Source organism: Staphylococcus sp. Y174-1, from assembly GCF_049897865.1.
Taxonomy (GTDB): domain Bacteria; phylum Bacillota; class Bacilli; order Staphylococcales; family Staphylococcaceae; genus Staphylococcus; species Staphylococcus saprophyticus.
Window position 1 is genome coordinate 209,998 of sequence record NZ_JAFCXB010000002.1, and the last position, 17,014, is coordinate 227,011.

At 30.7% G+C, this 17,014-nt stretch carries 19 protein-coding genes and 1 pseudogene; 9 read left to right on the forward strand and 11 right to left on the reverse strand.

Features of this window, described 5'->3' with window-relative positions; genetic code table 11:
• Window positions 1-4: 4 nt before the first annotated feature.
• Together ACP7BT_RS07840 and ACP7BT_RS07845 are read right to left on the reverse strand one after the other, a co-directional pair.
• Window positions 5-1,447, reverse strand: a complete 1,443-nt coding sequence (locus ACP7BT_RS07840; RefSeq protein ID WP_041079226.1) for a sucrose-specific PTS transporter subunit IIBC — start codon at window positions 1,445-1,447, stop codon at window positions 5-7.
• Between the two features lie 126 nt (window positions 1,448-1,573).
• Window positions 1,574-2,149 carry a peptidoglycan recognition protein family protein gene (locus ACP7BT_RS07845; protein ID WP_002482463.1) on the reverse strand — a complete coding sequence of 192 codons (576 nt, stop codon included), beginning with the start codon at window positions 2,147-2,149 and terminating at the stop codon, window positions 1,574-1,576.
• Window positions 2,150-2,385: 236 nt separating this feature from the next.
• Here ACP7BT_RS07845 and rsp point away from each other — a divergent pair, with 236 nt between their 5' ends.
• Together rsp and ACP7BT_RS07855 are read left to right on the forward strand one after the other, a co-directional pair.
• Window positions 2,386-4,491, forward strand: coding sequence for an AraC family transcriptional regulator Rsp (gene rsp, locus ACP7BT_RS07850; RefSeq protein ID WP_041079228.1), 2,106 nt, complete (start codon window positions 2,386-2,388; stop codon window positions 4,489-4,491).
• A gap of 157 nt (window positions 4,492-4,648) precedes the next feature.
• Window positions 4,649-4,996, forward strand: a complete 348-nt coding sequence (locus ACP7BT_RS07855; RefSeq protein ID WP_011302465.1) for a DUF4889 domain-containing protein — start codon at window positions 4,649-4,651, stop codon at window positions 4,994-4,996.
• Between the two features lie 181 nt (window positions 4,997-5,177).
• Here the strand turns inward: ACP7BT_RS07855 and ACP7BT_RS07860 are convergent, their stop codons facing one another.
• Together ACP7BT_RS07860 and ACP7BT_RS07865 are read right to left on the reverse strand one after the other, a co-directional pair.
• Window positions 5,178-6,452, reverse strand: a complete 1,275-nt coding sequence (locus ACP7BT_RS07860; RefSeq protein WP_037537794.1) for a cation:dicarboxylate symporter family transporter — start codon at window positions 6,450-6,452, stop codon at window positions 5,178-5,180.
• Between the two features lie 484 nt (window positions 6,453-6,936).
• Entirely contained in the window at window positions 6,937-7,293 is a 357-nt protein-coding gene (locus ACP7BT_RS07865) for a DUF3139 domain-containing protein (RefSeq protein WP_011302462.1), read from the reverse strand.
• Between the two features lie 378 nt (window positions 7,294-7,671).
• Between ACP7BT_RS07865 and ACP7BT_RS07870 the strand changes: the two genes are divergently transcribed.
• The 3 genes from ACP7BT_RS07870 to ACP7BT_RS07880 all read left to right on the forward strand — a co-directional run bounded on the left by ACP7BT_RS07870 (window position 7,672) and on the right by ACP7BT_RS07880 (window position 9,199).
• Window positions 7,672-8,112, forward strand: a complete 441-nt coding sequence (locus ACP7BT_RS07870; RefSeq protein WP_037537787.1) for a MarR family winged helix-turn-helix transcriptional regulator — start codon at window positions 7,672-7,674, stop codon at window positions 8,110-8,112.
• A 247-nt stretch (window positions 8,113-8,359) separates the two neighbouring features.
• Window positions 8,360-8,728, forward strand: a complete 369-nt coding sequence (locus ACP7BT_RS07875; RefSeq protein ID WP_002482457.1) for an Hsp20 family protein — start codon at window positions 8,360-8,362, stop codon at window positions 8,726-8,728.
• Between the two features lie 36 nt (window positions 8,729-8,764).
• On the forward strand, window positions 8,765-9,199 hold the full coding sequence (locus ACP7BT_RS07880) for an Hsp20/alpha crystallin family protein (RefSeq protein WP_041079231.1): 435 nt from the start codon (window positions 8,765-8,767) through the stop codon (window positions 9,197-9,199).
• Between the two features lie 213 nt (window positions 9,200-9,412).
• Here the strand turns inward: ACP7BT_RS07880 and ACP7BT_RS07885 are convergent, their stop codons facing one another.
• The 4 genes from ACP7BT_RS07885 to ACP7BT_RS07900 all read right to left on the reverse strand — a co-directional run bounded on the left by ACP7BT_RS07885 (window position 9,413) and on the right by ACP7BT_RS07900 (window position 13,782).
• On the reverse strand, window positions 9,413-10,492 hold the full coding sequence (locus ACP7BT_RS07885; protein ID WP_002482455.1) for an esterase/lipase family protein: 1,080 nt from the start codon (window positions 10,490-10,492) through the stop codon (window positions 9,413-9,415).
• 557 nt (window positions 10,493-11,049) lie between these two features.
• A complete protein-coding gene (locus tag ACP7BT_RS07890) occupies window positions 11,050-11,724 on the reverse strand; it encodes a YSIRK-type signal peptide-containing protein (RefSeq protein WP_052034684.1) in 675 nt (224 codons plus the stop codon).
• A gap of 365 nt (window positions 11,725-12,089) precedes the next feature.
• Window positions 12,090-12,629: a GNAT family N-acetyltransferase gene (locus ACP7BT_RS07895; RefSeq protein WP_002482453.1), complete on the reverse strand. Its 540-nt coding sequence runs from the start codon at window positions 12,627-12,629 to the stop codon at window positions 12,090-12,092.
• 328 nt (window positions 12,630-12,957) lie between these two features.
• Complete coding sequence (locus tag ACP7BT_RS07900) at window positions 12,958-13,782, reverse strand: formate/nitrite transporter family protein (protein ID WP_002482452.1); 825 nt, start codon at window positions 13,780-13,782, stop codon at window positions 12,958-12,960.
• 194 nt (window positions 13,783-13,976) lie between these two features.
• Between ACP7BT_RS07900 and ACP7BT_RS07905 the strand changes: the two genes are divergently transcribed.
• Window positions 13,977-14,378, forward strand: a complete 402-nt coding sequence (locus ACP7BT_RS07905) for an Rrf2 family transcriptional regulator (protein ID WP_037537757.1) — start codon at window positions 13,977-13,979, stop codon at window positions 14,376-14,378.
• Between the two features lie 22 nt (window positions 14,379-14,400).
• Window positions 14,401-14,601, forward strand: a pseudogene (locus tag ACP7BT_RS07910) (family 1 glycosylhydrolase); the annotation flags it as partial.
• Window positions 14,602-14,907: 306 nt separating this feature from the next.
• Here the strand turns inward: ACP7BT_RS07910 and ACP7BT_RS07915 are convergent.
• The 3 genes from ACP7BT_RS07915 to ACP7BT_RS07925 all read right to left on the reverse strand — a co-directional run bounded on the left by ACP7BT_RS07915 (window position 14,908) and on the right by ACP7BT_RS07925 (window position 16,238).
• The gene (locus tag ACP7BT_RS07915; RefSeq protein WP_037537755.1) at window positions 14,908-15,084 is read right to left on the reverse strand and encodes a hypothetical protein; all 177 of its coding nucleotides are present in this window, start codon (window positions 15,082-15,084) and stop codon (window positions 14,908-14,910) included.
• 86 nt (window positions 15,085-15,170) lie between these two features.
• Window positions 15,171-15,644 carry an SRPBCC family protein gene (locus tag ACP7BT_RS07920; protein ID WP_002482449.1) on the reverse strand — a complete coding sequence of 158 codons (474 nt, stop codon included), beginning with the start codon at window positions 15,642-15,644 and terminating at the stop codon, window positions 15,171-15,173.
• Entirely contained in the window at window positions 15,645-16,238 is a 594-nt protein-coding gene (locus ACP7BT_RS07925; protein ID WP_002482448.1) for a DNA-binding protein, read from the reverse strand. It abuts the gene before it with no gap.
• 142 nt (window positions 16,239-16,380) lie between these two features.
• On the opposite strand from ACP7BT_RS07925, the gene ACP7BT_RS07930 reads away from it, so the two are divergent.
• Both ACP7BT_RS07930 and ACP7BT_RS07935 read left to right on the forward strand, forming a co-directional pair.
• Window positions 16,381-16,719 carry a PadR family transcriptional regulator gene (locus tag ACP7BT_RS07930; RefSeq protein WP_041079233.1) on the forward strand — a complete coding sequence of 113 codons (339 nt, stop codon included), beginning with the start codon at window positions 16,381-16,383 and terminating at the stop codon, window positions 16,717-16,719.
• Window positions 16,709-17,005 carry a hypothetical protein gene (locus tag ACP7BT_RS07935; protein ID WP_228160965.1) on the forward strand — a complete coding sequence of 99 codons (297 nt, stop codon included), beginning with the start codon at window positions 16,709-16,711 and terminating at the stop codon, window positions 17,003-17,005. The genes ACP7BT_RS07930 and ACP7BT_RS07935 overlap by 11 nt, the downstream gene beginning before the upstream one ends.
• Window positions 17,006-17,014 lie beyond the last annotated feature (9 nt).

The window sequence follows — 17,014 nt, forward strand, 5'->3', positions numbered from 1 at the left end:
TTAGCTATTTTGAAATGGCTTTATTCCCTTTTCTATAAGATAGCCCATATGTTAATCCAAATGCTACGATAAAGGCGATTAACATGCCTATCCCATAATGTAACCAGCCATTATGTTGGCCACTTATAGAAATAAAACCAGGGATTCCTGCCGTACCTAACGCGATTGCTTTCACTTTAAAGAAAGATATATAGGCTGCTCCTATACCTGAACCTACTATCGCACCAATAAAAGGATATCTAAGTTTTAAGTTAACACCAAACATAGCTGGTTCGGTAATACCTAATAATGCTGATATACCCGCTGCAGATGCGACGCCTTTAAGTTTTTTATTTTCTTTAACAATAAAGAAAGCTGCTAGTGCTGCTGCACCTTGCGCAATATTCGACATTGTCGCAATTGGGAAAATAAATGACCCACCTGTTGAAGCACTATCTGCAATCAACTGTGTTTCAATCGCAATAAAGCTATGATGCATACCAGTAATTACAATAGGCGCATATAATAATCCGAAAATCAGACCGCCAATCGCACCACCAAATTCATACAGCCATGTTAAACCATCTGACAACCAATAGCCTAATGTCCGTGTAATTGGTCCTACAAATGAAAATGTAACAAATGCAGTAACTAATATAGATAATAATGGCGTAAGTAAATTATCTAAGACAGTTGGTACTACTTTACGTAGTGCTTTTTCAATTGTCGCAAGAATATATGCAGCCACTAACATAGGAAGCACTTGCCCCTGATAACCAACTTGGTTAATGTCTAAACCAAAGAGATTCCAGTGAGGGATTGCCTTACCTTCTTCTACAGCTTTCGGATAATCATAGGCATTCATTAAATCGGGATGTACCAATATCATCCCTAAAGCTGCACCAAGAAAGGCGTTGCCTCCAAACCGCTTCGCAGCACTAAAACCTATTAATATAGGTAACAATGTAAATGGTGCATTAGCAAAGACATTGATCATCTCAGCTAGCCCTTTAAACTGGTTATGTACGTCAATTAATGATTGACCATCATAAAAAATACCTGGTGCTGTTAAAATATTATTAATACCCATTAATAGACCACCAGCTACAATTGCCGGTATGATTGGTACAAAAATGTCCGATAACATTTTGACAAATCGCTGAAATGGATTCATATTTTTATTACCTTGTGCTTTCACTTCAGAAGTTGTAGAAGCTTCTTTACCTGTTATGTTTTCTAATTCATTAAACACTTTATTGACAGTACCAGAGCCAATAATAATTTGATATTGACCACCTGTTGAAAACGTTCCCTTAACGACATCCATATCATTCAATACTTTCTCATCAACTAAACTTTCATCCTTAAGAACAAGTCGTAAACGCGTAGCACAATGCGCCATTGCGTCTAGATTGTCTTCTCCTCCTATTGCATTTAATAGTTCTTCCGCAGACTTTTTATAATTCAATTAAATCCCTCCTCATTAAATGGAACCGGTACCAAAAATCTTTATCCTTATTGTAACCGGTTCCAACTAAGAATGCAATATCCTACTTTAATTATTTATTATTACATCTATGGCAACTACAACATATTACCCTACCGTTTTTAATTCTTCATCTGATATATAACTAGCATAGGACTTAATTCTTTCAATAAAATAATCTTGTAATTTTTGTATCGTTTGCTGATTTGTTTCTACGTTACCTAAATGAATTTTCCACGCTCGTGCAGGACATTCAGTGTCAAAAAATTCCTTATGCAATCTCACTGTTTCACGGTTTATAGGTAAATGATATTTGTTCAATATAAGTGCAGCCATTTTGAAACTAGCTTCTTCATTTCTCATAAATGCCTCATCATCTAAAACACCATTTATTTTAGATTGGCAACGTTCTATACCTACATAATGTGAATTAGCAAATGCGTTACCACAGTGCCATTCTATATATTCAGATGGATGAAACCAATAGCACGTATTAGCGTCTACATAGAGACATGCCCAGCCTTTCTCTAATTCATTTCTATTTATTCTGCGCTTCAACCACTCAATGTATGCTTTAGCTGTATAATTTTCAGCATCATCATGAAGTACTACGCCTAATACTTGTAATTTAGGTTCTGTGATCTTTTCTGTTTGTCTATAAAATTCAGAATAAATATGTTCCATTGTGAATCCTCCTTCGTATTTTTGAATTCATTTTAAAAATTAACTCTCTTCATTCGGAAAAATTATCCAACCTTAAAATTAAATTGTGGTAAATTTAATTTTAAGCTTTAAATCACTTTGTAAGATTTAAAATTATTTATATTTAAAGGATTAAAATTTTCAACTTTTTATAATATAATGTATTTTGTTCAATATATTTATAGCATGTTATTTTATTATCAGGAGTTGCTTTTACGATGGATAATACAACTTTATGTATTCATGAGTATTTAAACACCATTACACGCCGTTGTATCAATCAAGTGATCTTATTGTTTTCACTGAGTAATCATTTAGACATAACTTTAAATGGAAGAAAAATCTCAGCTGGAAATAACATTATTATCATTAACCATAGTGATTTATATCAAATATCGAATGCACAACAAGTAGTTGAAATATGCATACCTATTAGACATTTTATAAAATTAGAAAAACACTTTTTCAATTCCAATTATAATTTTAAATTACTAAATTCTGAACCATATTTAAAATATCAAATTTTGACAATGGCGCAACAATTAAACCAATCATTTACTATTGATACTTCTCTAATAACAGAAATTATCACGAAATTAAACAAAGAAGCCAGAGTCGAATATGATACGCCTTATATTCCAACGATAGACACTGAAAATAGTCTATTAAATAAAATTACTGAATTTATTAAAGCTAATATTTCACTACCTCTTTTATCTAAAGACGTGTCCAAATCATTCTATATCTCGGCATCTTATATTTCAATTCTGTTCAAAAAACATCTAGGCATGAGTTTTAAAAATTATATTACGAGCTTGAAAATTGCCCTTTCACTTTCCGAACTTGTTCAGAATAAGCAAACCATTTATCAGGTTTCCGAACAGTTTGGTTTTAATCATTATTCAAACTATACGCAACAATTTAAACATTTTATGCAAATGACACCAAATGAATTCAGAAAAAATGTTCAATCTAATCCTAAAATGATTGTTCAACTTGTTAATGAAGATATTAGCCAGTATCAAAGTGCTATAGATACTTATACCTCAGATAAACCGCAGACCATAAATCAAATCAACATTGAGTTAAATCAATTAACTTTTAATGATGCTATTAAATCACCTACTGTTTTTATACACGTTGATAATTTGATGGATATTGTGCAATCTGACTACAATACAAAGTTTAGCTTTAAAGATTTAACGAATGCCTATATTTTAATAAATAATAGTCGTAATTTAGCATTAGAAAATCTAAGTCTTACAGGTATGATTGACTTTATCGATGCTTTATTTTCAAATTATGTTGGTATTGCCATAAGAATTAAATCCTTAAATCAGTTTGATGTCATCGAGGATAGTATCTTTCAATTTTTAAAATATAAACCTGAGTACGTCAAACAAAATCGTGATTATAATTTCCTATTGTTACTAGATGCGACACATTTATCTCTAACAGATATTAATCGTTTATACATTAAAATCAAAAATTTCAATGTGAAGCTCAATATTAAAGTTGGCATCACAGTTGAAGGTGTCATAGAGCAGACACACTCATTAAAGAATGCGTCAAAATTATTAAATCGGTTTAATTTTGATTTTCATTTCATCGATATTGAGCAAGACAACGTACAAACATTACTTAACAAAAAAAGTACGCATTTCAATAACTCAATGAGTCATTTTGAATACTATAATAAACTCATCGAAGAAACACAAATTGATGCTTCAAAATTTGTTTATACGAAATTATCTAAAAAAGGTTTTTTACTTTATGACGGAAAACATCCCTTACAAATTACAGATTTAATGTGCCATATGCTTATCATGTTAAAAAGCGGTAGTGGCGTCGGCTATGAATTAATACGTAAAGAAAAATATGATATCGCCTTAATGAATAACCATGGTATTTATGAACCATTAATGTACTTATATCAATTTGTTAAACCTTTCATTAGTAAATATACAGCCATTCACCAAAACTATATTATTCTGCATGAAGATCATTCTATTCATCTTTTATTGTTTAACGCACCATATCAAAGATCATCAACACAAGATGTTCAAAAATTCATTTTAAAAGAAAAACATCTACCAGCTAAAACAACGTTGTTCATTCAAACATTGAACAGAGAGCATGGATTTGTTGATTATGCATTACCTTCTTCATTTAATGACACTTATATTGAAAGATCATTATTACGCTATATTGAAGATTCCACAATTCCTAAAGCTGAAATAAGACACTTCTCTCGTTCAGATTCACCATTATACTTCACTTTACATCATGATGAATTGAAATATATACGTATTTTACCATCTTAGAATCACACTAATGTTAAACTTAACTTAATTTACATCCCAATGAATCTGTACAATTATAGATTATTAACATGGTATCTGAATCATTTCATTTTGAATGGCAATGTTATAGAATGTTATTTGTAACAGAAACAAATAGTTTGAAAAGGAGCGTTGCACATTGAAAAATAGTAAAGTATTTGCTATATCGTTAAGTGTAATCATGTTAGTTATAGCTGTTGTATTGATTATAATGATGTTCACAAGTGGACAAAAAGAAACTTATTACGGATATATGAAAGATGCTACGACAGCTGATAAAGTCATAAGTGAAAAAGATCATAAAATTGAGAAGAATGTTAAGTTACCATCAAAGTCTGATTTTTCACCTAAAAAAGGAGACTTTGTTAAATTAGTAAAAGCTGACGGTGACGACACTTATAGTAAGATGGAAGTTGTAGATCATGACGATATTCCACATGGCTTAATGATGAAAATCCATGATATGGGCGGCATGAAGGGTATGTAAATATATTTTCCACATATCAAATTCGATATACTAAAATAGCTATGAAGAAATCTATAGTAGTAGATTTTTTCATAGCTATTTTTACATTTATAGAAATATGTCTCGTTCAAACTAATTATAAAAGCGTGAGAAGTAAAGTCAGTTTAGGAACTAAATGGTTTTCCACAACCGCTTTTTATAATTAAATCGATTTTAAATATGCTTGTCCTTTTTCTTTATCATAAGCATTCTCCCATTTTGCTATAACAATTGTAGACAATGCATTCCCCATGACATTTACGCATGTTCTAACCATATCTAATATACGGTCAACACCTATAATTAACGCAAGTCCTTCTGCTGGTAAGCCCATAGATGTCAATGTTGTTATCAATACAACTATAGAAACCCCTGGTACACCTGCCATACCTTTAGACGCTACCATCAAAGTAACCATCAACATGATTTGCTGCCCTATGGACATATCGATACCATACATTTGTGCTACAAATAATGCTGCAATTGATTGATATAATGCTGATCCATCTAAGTTAAATGTATAGCCGATTGGTACGACAAAAGAGGTAATGTCTTTCGGTGAGCCAAAGCGTTCCATTTTTTGCATTATAATAGGTAGCACTGATTCAGAACTAGAAGTTGAAAAAGCTAAGATTAATTCGTTTTTCAAGATTTTCATTAAAGCAAAAATACTGACACCACATATTTTTGCAACAATGCCTAATATGACTACTACAAAAAATATCATAGCGCCTATAACAACTAATAATAATTTTAACAATGGAATTAGTGCTGATGCACCAAACGTCATAATCGTTGTACAAATAAACGCAAACACACCAATAGGTGCAAGTTTAAGTATCTTGTTTATCATCCAAAAAACAGCTTCTAATGTACCTGATAAAAAGAGTTTTACAGGTTTAGCTTTTTGACCTATTGTCGATAAAGCAATACCAAAAAATACTGCAAAGAATATAATTGGTAACAATTCACCACTTGTCAAAGCTTCAAAAATATTGGTCGGTACAATATTGACAATCGTATCTATAAAATGGTTGCCATATGTAGATTGTTCTGCAGCTTTTGCTGAACTTTCATAATGACTTATATCCCCTTTAGGTAACTTATTTGGATCTAAGCCTGCGCCTGGTTTAAAAATATTAGCAAATATAATGCCTAATCCAATAGCAATTGTTGTTATAATTTCAAAATAAAGAATTGTTTTAAAACCATAACGACCCACTGTTTTAGATTCACCAACATTAGAAATAGATAAAGCTAGTGAACAAAATACTACTGGTATCACTATCATTTTTATTAAATTTAAAAAGATGTCCCCAAATGGTTTAATATAATTAGCAACGTCACTATGACCATAGAGCAATAAACCTACTATGACACCTAATACCAAAGCAATCATAACTTGCATTGGTAAACTTATTTTCTTAAATATTGTCATGATGTTTCTCCCCTTTTATAATATCGACTAATTATACCAAATTAAATCTTTTTTACACATCTATTTTTTCTACATTTTAAAACTTTATACACTTAAAATAACTTAATTCATTTTTAATTATTATTTAAGTTACATAATTAAACCTTTACGACAATCAATACAAAGGCTTTAACAATAACATGTTTTTTTCTTAACTTTAACTCTTTTTAGTATATATAGTAATTATGCGATTGAATTGAAATTTTTCTATTTAATTTTATATTTGAGTAACATAAAAAATCATACTTCTTATATATTTAAAAACCAGAAATTCTAACAAAACAGTATATTTACAAAAAAGACGAATCCATAATAAATGGATTCGTCTTTTTTAAATATTAACTTTTAAGCGTGCTTGATAATCTACAGAAGTAACTCATATAATCATTTGATTTCTGTGTTATTCCTATTTTTAAAGGCTTTCATACTTCAGCTATTTTATGAGCTAATCCTTAGGTTTGTAATCTTGTTTAAATGCATTGTGCTTCGCATCTTTAACATTTTTATTCGTTTCACTATCAAAACCTTGAACTAATATGCCTTTATAAGTACTAATCGGTTGAACAACATAAGTGTATTTTGGATCATCCTTAAACTCTACTTTTTTATAATACAATCCTTTTTTGGCACTATAAAGTGTCTTTTCTGTCTTAATTTTTTCTGTTAAATGCTTTTCGTCCATATAATGGTCAACTAAGTCCAAATTTTTATGACCTTGATACGTTCTCATACCAAAGAAAAATACGATAGCAATAATCAGTGATATGACCAATAGCCCTATGATTTTTAAAAATGTTTTCATCATTAAACTCCTTTTATTAAAACATAACCTTCTATAAACAATGATTAATCATAATTGTTGTAACTTTTTTATACATAAAACGATATGTATATATTAAAATCCATAATGTTATTATTATGACTGATTACAATTCATTAATAAAGTATTAAAGCACTTTTGTAACAAAATCTTCTTAAATTCATTACTCATTATAAGTAAATTACGCCCTGTCATTTGTTAAGAATAAATCCTATCAAATGAGTTGGTTTTCTATATATTGTTTTGCATTATGTATTATATATAAAATATTATAACGAGAGAGTAAAAGAGGCGCACAACTGTTGCTTGACAATAGACAACGTTCATAATAAGGTTAACTTTCATAAGGGGTGATTTATAATGGAGGAAAAAGACAACACGTTAGAACGACAACTATGTTTTCTTTTTTATGTTTCTTCTAAAGAGATAATTAAGAAATATACATCTTATTTAAAAGAATTCGATTTAACATATACAGGCTACATTGTTTTATTGGCAATCGGAGTGGAAGAAAAATTAAATATTAAAACACTAGGTGCACGTGTTTTTCTAGATTCAGGTACACTTACACCATTATTAAAAAAACTAGAGAAAAAAGGTTACGTGACTAGAACACGTGAAATTGATGATGAGCGCAATTTACAAATAGCGCTTACAACAAAAGGTAAAGATATTAAAGAACCACTTTCTAATATATCTAAACAAGTCTTTAGCGAATTTGATATGGAAGTTGATGAAGCGATTGACTTAAAAGAAACATTACAAAATTTTGTTAACAAGCATTTCCAACAAAATATTTAATTTACGATGGATAAGTTAAAGTTAGAAGTACATTTTATAATTATTTTTGACTTTACTTATCTTTTTTTAACTACCACTGTATTTCACTATTTTTGCCATATGTAGTTGTATAAATCTATTTACATATATTTATTTAATGAACGCCCTATTACAAGTGGTGTTTTTTTATGTCTAATGCTTTGACTTTGACTTTCTTTGACTATAGTATTATACTGTAGTTGTAAGGTTAAAGGAGAGGTGATTAGAGATGATACAAAATACCAGTAATCTTCCACAAGATTTATTAGAAAGTTTATTATCAGATCATCATGAATTCAAAGTAAACGTTTATCAGTCAGATAATCAATACACAGTTGAAGCTGAGCTCCCTGGTTATCAAAAAGAACATATTTCAATCAATTATGAAGATAAAACACTAACAATTACTGCAAAACATTCAGATGCACAGCAAGATGAGATGACATATCTTATCAAAGAGCGTAGTACTGATGAACAAAGCAGACAATTTATATTCAAAAACATCGATACAAATGCTATTAAAGCCACAATGGATGATGGCATTTTATCTGTTATGCTACCAATCAAACAAACAAAAACACAAATTTCAATAGACTAAATTTTTATAAAATAATATTTAAAGGAGAGATGTACGATGGCTTTTGATATGAGACCGTTTAACAATTCATTTTTTGAAGGAAATCCTGGAGATTTATTTAAAGATTTTGGACGTCAGTTTTTTGAGCAATTCCCAGATAGTACAAGCATTAAATCAGACGTAAAAGAACTAGATAATGCCTATGTCGTGGAAGCTGAACTCCCTGGTTTTCAAAAAGAAAATATTAGTTTACAGTTTGAAAACAATGTTTTAACTATTGAAGGAAAACAAGTTATTGAAAACAATGAGGAAGATGAAGCAGGTCGTCTAATTCATCAAGAACGTAGTACGAGCAACGTCAAACGTCAATACCCATTTGAAAATGTTGATGAAAATGCTATTAAAGCTTTATATGAGAATGGCATGTTAAATGTAACATTACCTAAAAAAACACAAGAAGAACGTTCTTCATCTAATATTCAAATAGACTAACGATAATGAACGTTTACACGAGTTAATTTTTATAGTAAAAATCATAACGGTAGAGTCACTTTATTGGTGACTCTACCGTTTTTCTTTATGTTGATTTATTGGGTTTCCCCTACCTACACATAGGCTAATAAGTAAGTACATATAAGCATATTAGAAAACCCATCTCCAAAATTTATGGAAATGGGCAATAACTTTATTTAGCTTATTGGTAGTTTAGACAGCTAGATTTCTATTTTCGGATTCCTCTACGCGCATTAAGTGATCAACAATACCGGTATAAAATTGTTCTAATTCTTCACCAGTGCGTTTATAATCTGTAGGATCCATACCAACAAAATCCATATGATCCCAATCCTTTTTAACTGGTAAGACTTGCCAAATACCTTTTTCATTAGCTGAACTAATATCTGTTACATTTTTATAGGCTTGTCCATTTGGATATAAGGCTGAAATAGTAGGTACAATACCATCATTTAATCTCAATTGCTGATTCTTATCTTTACCAATGATCCGACTTGTTAAATCCATTAGTGGATATTGTCTAATATTTGGAACATGTTTGCCAGATAATGTTGCATGTGAAGCTTCCCCAGCATATGACGTATAAACAATATTAGGATTCAGTGAGGTATTTTGATTTAATTGTTCCGAACCTTCGGCTGTTAAGTCAGTTAATGCATTATCCTTTGTATCCCATAAAGGACTATTCTTTATACGTTTTGAGTATTCGATATAACTTTCATTTGGATGCTGTTTGAATCCCCATTGACTAAAACCTAAATCTAAATTTGAAAAACGATTACCGCTGACTTTACCAATATCATTTAGTATTTTTTTCGCAAAGTCACGATTACCTAAATTATCAGATGCGGCCGAACCATTATGAGGTGTTACTAAAGTGGTTATAGAAGATATCATATTATCCTTTTGCTCTTTGAAAAGTGGTGAAATCTCTCCACCATGTTCCTTTTGATAAGCTATTTCTTCGGGACTACCGTAACGTAACATTTGTTCAAGTAGACGAATGGTTTGACCACCCATGCTATGTCCAATCAAATGTATTTTTTGACCAGGTTGCCAATTGGGCATAATGCCTTCATAAGTTCTTCCATATCGGTGATGTCCATATTTTTCAGCATGTGCTTGACCATAATCTACACGACCGCCTTTGATATAATAATAAAGCTCCGTTTCTCTATCATGGTTACTACTGAAAGTACCAACTGTAGCTTCATGTACTTCATACCCTGACTTTTCAAATTGCTCTTTGATATGGAATTTATCCTCACCCAATAATTAGGGTAAAAAACAGGTCTATTTTCACCTACGCCACCAAAGAAACCGTGTACTAAAATCAGCGGGTATTTGTTTTTATATTCACCTTGTTTTGCAGTTTTTGAATCTTTAAGTAACTTATCCGCTTCTACTTCTTCAGCATCAGCACGTTTTCGAGGTGTAGCTGTTTCATTTTCAACTTTATCTTTTGCTTTATAAGGACTATCTTTCGCGTTTGGATCTAAATCTACTTTTTCTGTATCAAATTTTGTTTTTGTTTTTAAATTATTCTTATCACCATTATTTTCTATACGTTGTGGTTCTTGTGTTATTTCATCTTCTGTGAGGCTTTGATGGTCTTGTTGCTCATTTTTTGTGTCTTCTTTTGAATTAATATCAGGCGCAGTTTCTGGTTTAGCTTTATCTTCTGGTGAAGTTGGATTCGCTTTTACGTCTGCTTAATCATCTACTTTTTCATTTTTAACATTTGATGTTTCTGTTGAATCTTCTTGAGTTTCAACTTCCGATGATTGACGTTTTTCTTTTTGTTCATCACTTAAATTAGATGAACTTGCTTAATGGTCTATCTCACTATCATTTTCATCAGCCGTTGATTGTTTATCTGCTGTATTTTCATTTAGTTTACCTGTATCAACTTTATTATCTGATGAATGCTTATCAGATGCATTAGGAGTACCCTGTTCATCATCTTTTGCTTGATTTTGTTCTATTGATGGATTAAATTCTGTTTTTTCTGAATTTTCATCTTCTACTTTATTGCTATCTTCTTTCTTTTCTTGATTATCATTGTTTTGGTTTGATTCAGGAATTTTTTCCGTCTTTATATCTTCGGTCGAATTTTCTTGTTTAATTGGTGGTTGTTGAGATTTAGACTCTACTTTTGTAGACGTATTTGAGCTATCATTGTTAGCTTGTGATTGGTTTGTATTTTGAGGTTCATCTTGTGGTTGTGCTTGAAGATTTTTTGTTTGGTCATCCGTTGATTTGACATCAGTAGCATTACTTGCGTTTTCATTTGTAACTGACGGCGATATTGCACGATTTGACTCGTCTTTCGCTGAAGTTTGTTCATTCTTTAATTCATTACTTGAAGATTCACTTGCAAATGACACATTTCCGCTAGCAATAAAAAATGTAGCCGCTAATACAGATACTGTGCCGATAGAATATTTTCTTATACTGAATCTTTGCCTCGAATTACCATTTTTTTGGATATTGTTTTTCTTCAAAAAATCACCTCTAAATTATTTTTTGTGAAACTACATCCTTTGTTAATAATTTCTGCAAAAATTATAAATAACTGTATATATATAAGACAACTTATTTTATATTGAAGTAAATTAATTTCTATTATTAATACATTTCTTTAATGCATAATTTATTAAAATCTCATTTAAAAAGCAACTTTTGTATAGTTAAATGTAATTGCTAATCATTGGAAAAATTAAGGTTTATTTCTTTATAAAATTAAAAGTAAACCTAAATGCGATTTCGATATCATTTGTTGTGTTTATCAGTTTTATCTTATATAAAATCATCAAAAAAGGAATCCTCTTATTCAACTAATAAAAGGATTCCCTGACTCATATATTTATTAATGGAATGGTGGTTTTCCCAACACATCTTCATCAAATCTTTCTGGTATAAGTACTTTTCTCATGATAACACCTAAATCGCCATCTTCACTTTCATGTTCATTATAAATTTCATATCCACGTTTTTTATAAATATCTAGAAGCCACGGGTGTTTACGGGCTGAGGTACCTAAAGTTACAGCTGGTACTTTAAGTGTATCTCGTAAAAATGTTTCTTCTACATATTTTAACAATTTACTACCTATCCCTTTACCATCATATGAAGGCTTAGTTGCAAACCACCACACAAATGGATATATGGAAATACGTCGTTTACTTTCCCATGGAAAACGCACTGTTATAGTTGAAATGATTTCTTTATCATCTTCTAATACAAATGTAGTATTTTTTGTTAGATTATCTTTTACCAAAGCTAAATCAGCATTGACAGATGGCCAATCAATTCCCAATTCTCTTAATGGTGTAAAAGCCTCATGCATAAGTTGTTGTAGCGCTTCTGCATCTGACTCTGTTGCAATTCTTATATTGTAATCAGACATGTTGTCACTCCTATCATTCCCAAGCTTATTAAGTCATTAAAATAAAATGATTTTCATAAAACTTATTTTTAAATTATATAAATACAATATGTCTTCTTTATAATCGAGTCAATTGATATGTTTTAGAATATAGATCCAATACTTACGTGAAGGCAAAACAATCACACTTTGCTATCATGTTTTCGTGAATCTACGTCAACATTAATTGCTGTTTATAGCGTCACAAGTGTTAAAGCTATTGTGTATACATTATGTATTTGTAAATCAATCAGTTATAGCACTATTGATTAAATTTTAGAGATACTAACTGTTTTCATAGATGCTCATTTTATGATTTACTATGCCAACTATCTCTTCTACCATTCAAATATGCATAAACTAACCCTACGAAAATACCTCCACCGATAAAATTACCAATAAACGCGCAGACAATATTTTTCAATACATGTAACCATGCTACCGCGTCGAAATCATAAAAAACCATACCTGAATACAACCCAGCATTAAACACAACATGCTCGTATCCCATAAATACAAATACAATCACTCCACAAGCGATGAAAAATGCTTTGGATAAACCATCTTTAAATTGAATTGATACATAGATGCCGATATTAATAAAGAAATTACAAAAAATCGCTTTTACTAAAATCGCATACCAACTACTATCAATGGTTTTGCCGTCGACCATACTAGTTAAGCTACTGATCATTTCTGGTGTCATAATAGGTGTAAATTTCATTAATGCAAAAAGTATAAAACCACCGATTATATTAAATAAGAAACAAACCAACATAATACCTAACGCTTTATTCATACCAATGATTTTATAATACCATCCCACTGTCAGATACATAAAATTACTAGTTAATAATTCTGAATTAGTTAACACAATCAACACCAATGCTAAACTAAAAGAAATGGCGCCCATCAGATTCACTAAACCTTCATTCGTTCCTGCAAATTGTGTTTTGATACCTAGCATAAATACTGTAACAATAGCTAATAGAAATCCTGACATAATGGATTTTAGTGCATAGCGTTCTGGAGTTTGGCTAAACATGACTTCTTTCATTTGTACTTGATTATTAATATTTTCAATTGTTTCTTTTGACGTATATGTATCGTTTATAGACTTGCCATTATCAACCATAAATCATTCGCACCCCTTATAAATTTTTAAAAAATCAAATTTTGCTAACAATATTATTATAAGAGTTTATACCTATACTTAATAGTCGTTTTAGAACATTTTATTAAATTAATACATTGCACGTTTAAATAATATATCGTAAACTCTACTTGTAACTAAAATTTACACAAGCACTAGCAAAAGGAGTCTTAATCTTGAACACTCAATTTTCTGTGTCCATACACATTCTTACACTATTAGCCACTGAAAAAGAACCAGTGTCTAGTCAATATATAGCAGATAGCATCAACAGTAATGCCACACTAGTTCGTAAAATATGTCGTTATTTAAGAGAAGGTCATTATATTCAAAGTAGTCAAGGTATCTCGGGATACAGTCTATCTTCTTCCGCAAATGAGATTCACTTAGGCGACCTATACCAGCTTATCTTTTCAGAAACAATGCATTTCGCAAAAATTCATAAAGATACCAATCAACATTGTCATGTAGGTAAAAATATTAGCCATGCGCTAGATGAAATTTATAGTGAAGTTGATACAACCATAATTAATAAACTAAACACGTATACAATCCAATCGGTCATTGATCATTTTTAAAAATGCTTACGTAACTTACTTTTTAATGGGTTATACACCATGGAGAATCATTGATATTATTTCATTTACAACTGGAGAAATGAAAAAACGTTATGGTCTCATTTATGTAGATAGAGATAATGAAGGACATGGTACTTTAGAACGTAAGAAAAAAGCTTCCTTTGATTGGTACCGTAATGTGATTAAAACAAATGGTGAGTTCCTCAATCAATATGATAAATAAAATAGCCTGAGACAAAATAGATGTCTCAGGCTGTTTTCAATTAGGCAGTAGATGACTGAATTAAAATATAAAGACTCACTTGTTTAAAGAAATGATTTTTCCATTCCCATGGAAACGAGACGCTCTAATGCATAAGCCAAAGCCTATATACCACATGAAATTTCTAGAAAGACATATACATGAGCATTAGTTCAGGTGAACCTTTATACAAGTCATCGTTGCCTTGATTGCATAGGTGGGAGTACGAAATCTCTATTAGAAAATTTGATTTCTGCCCCTCCCCTTTTTGGTTAAACAACTATAGTATTATTGTTTAAATTTACTTAAAAAATGTAGACCATAGGCAAAAATACCATATCCAGCTAATGTACGTAAGAACCATTTAAATGTATGACTACTTAAGGTTTTTTCATTTAATAATAGTGTAGGAATTAATGTACTAAATGAATACAAACCAAGTACTTTCATGTAACGTTTATTCAATACACACACCTCTTTTCAATACTATTATATCGAAAAACGCTAAATGATTACTATGCCAATTCCAACATTTTTTTGAAGTTTTACTGTTATAAAGTTTCTAATAATGTCTCTAAGTTATCAAACGTACTATTCATACCTTCTTCGACACCCATATCTAATAATTGTTGTGCCGCTTTAGGGTCGGGTAATACAGCAACTGAAGTAAGCTTTGCTACACCATTATCGTTATCTTCAATATGAATCGTATTGTGCATACCAGCCATTTTTTGATCAATATTACCATCTTTATCTGCAAAATAATCATTATAATCAATCAGCGTGGGTTGTATCACTTCGTTATATTGCGTTACAGTATAGCTCGTACCTTGTGGTGCGCGTATAGCAAAAAAGGCATTCCCACCCGTTTGTACATCAAATTCATACACTTCTGTAGTGGCACCTTGTGGGTGAAACCATTTTTCAAATAAATTTTGGTCTGTATATGCTTTAAAAATTTGTTCTACAGTAGCTTTAAATTCCCTCGTAAATATGATGTTATTTTCTACAATTTTTACACTCATTTATGATTCTCCTTCATTCATTATTATATATGATGTTATTGATTTAACTTTGGCATCTTTACGGTGACTTGTAAATTCAAACATATCAGCAAAATAAATCGTTGTACCATTTTCCAAAATCTGCGTACCATGCAATGCACCAGATTTACCGTGACTTATATTCATTTTCACATCTATGGATACAATAGTTTCTTTGTGGTCTTCAAGCTCTTGATAAAATGCGTCAAATCCAGTTAATTGAAATGCGTCTACTACTTCCCATTTAAAGTCCTCTGCAACGATCGCTTGCAATTTGTCTTTATCCACAAGTGCTGAGCCAATTAAAAAATCTAGCATGACTCTTCTCTTAGGTGCGTTATCACATTTCAAATCACCAGTTAAGTGAAATGGCACATCAAATCCAATATCCTCTTTAAAATTCATGTTATGTTTTTTCAAGTTATCTTCCAATATATCCATTGCTTTCGGTCCTACACCATGTATTGCTAATAATGTCGTTCTATCATATCCAGCAACATCTTCTAATGTTTTTACCCCTATATGGTGTAATGCATTCGTCGCTGGTTTCCCTATTTTAGGTAAATCTATCGTCATTTTATCAACCCCTTCTTTTTAATAACTATACCCAATTTAAAAAGTGATTAATGTTTAAACAACTATCTTTTATTGAAAGATAGTTGACCTTAATCAAAATTTATACTATCTTTTATTATAAGATAGTGAAAAGAGGGATTATATGTCAATATCTGATCAAATGATGAAAGGATTGTTAGATGGAGCTATTTTAGGTTTAATTGCACAAGGCGAAACATATGGCTATGAAATATTAGACAAATTAAAATCACAACAATTTCCAGAAATCAGTGATGGCAGTATTTATCCAGTATTATTACGCTTAAATAAAAAAGGTTATGTTACAAGTGTTTCTAAAAAATCGATGACTGGTGGACCTAAACGTAAATATTACTCAATTACTGATACTGGTAAAAATGAATTAAATCAATTTAAAGCAAATTGGCATTATTTGAATAATGGTATGAATAATTTGATGAGGAGTGTAAACGATGTTAACTAAAAAAGCTGAAGATTTTTTACTAAAGCTGCGTATCGAATTATTATTTCGTGGTAAAAACGAAAAAGATGTTAACGCGATTGAAGAAGAATTACGTGACCATATTACCACTGCTGAAGCACAAAACGAAAATGTCGATGACTTATTGAATACACCTATAAAAAACTATGCCGACACATTTTCAAAGGAACTAAATTTAACACAAGGTATTTATAAATATATATTTTATTTCATTTCTTTCATGATTATTATGGTAGTCATTCCTAGGATGCTTGATAACTCATTTTAACTAACGTTA

Bases quoted from the DNA above. Each gene is read 5' to 3' on its own strand.
- ACP7BT_RS07845 (WP_002482463.1), bottom strand. From the start codon at position 2,149: ATGGAACATATTTATTCTGAATTTTATAGACAAACAGAAAAGATCACA.
- rsp (WP_041079228.1), top strand. From the start codon at position 2,386: ATGGATAATACAACTTTATGTATTCATGAGTATTTAAACACCATTACA.
- ACP7BT_RS07860 (WP_037537794.1), bottom strand. From the start codon at position 6,452: ATGACAATATTTAAGAAAATAAGTTTACCAATGCAAGTTATGATTGCT.
- ACP7BT_RS07865 (WP_011302462.1), bottom strand. From the start codon at position 7,293: ATGAAAACATTTTTAAAAATCATAGGGCTATTGGTCATATCACTGATT.
- ACP7BT_RS07870 (WP_037537787.1), top strand. From the start codon at position 7,672: ATGGAGGAAAAAGACAACACGTTAGAACGACAACTATGTTTTCTTTTT.
- ACP7BT_RS07875 (WP_002482457.1), top strand. From the start codon at position 8,360: ATGATACAAAATACCAGTAATCTTCCACAAGATTTATTAGAAAGTTTA.
- ACP7BT_RS07880 (WP_041079231.1), top strand. From the start codon at position 8,765: ATGGCTTTTGATATGAGACCGTTTAACAATTCATTTTTTGAAGGAAAT.
- ACP7BT_RS07895 (WP_002482453.1), bottom strand. From the start codon at position 12,629: ATGTCTGATTACAATATAAGAATTGCAACAGAGTCAGATGCAGAAGCG.
- ACP7BT_RS07900 (WP_002482452.1), bottom strand. From the start codon at position 13,782: ATGGTTGATAATGGCAAGTCTATAAACGATACATATACGTCAAAAGAA.
- ACP7BT_RS07920 (WP_002482449.1), bottom strand. From the start codon at position 15,644: ATGAGTGTAAAAATTGTAGAAAATAACATCATATTTACGAGGGAATTT.
- ACP7BT_RS07925 (WP_002482448.1), bottom strand. From the start codon at position 16,238: ATGACGATAGATTTACCTAAAATAGGGAAACCAGCGACGAATGCATTA.
- ACP7BT_RS07930 (WP_041079233.1), top strand. From the start codon at position 16,381: ATGTCAATATCTGATCAAATGATGAAAGGATTGTTAGATGGAGCTATT.
- ACP7BT_RS07935 (WP_228160965.1), top strand. From the start codon at position 16,709: ATGTTAACTAAAAAAGCTGAAGATTTTTTACTAAAGCTGCGTATCGAA.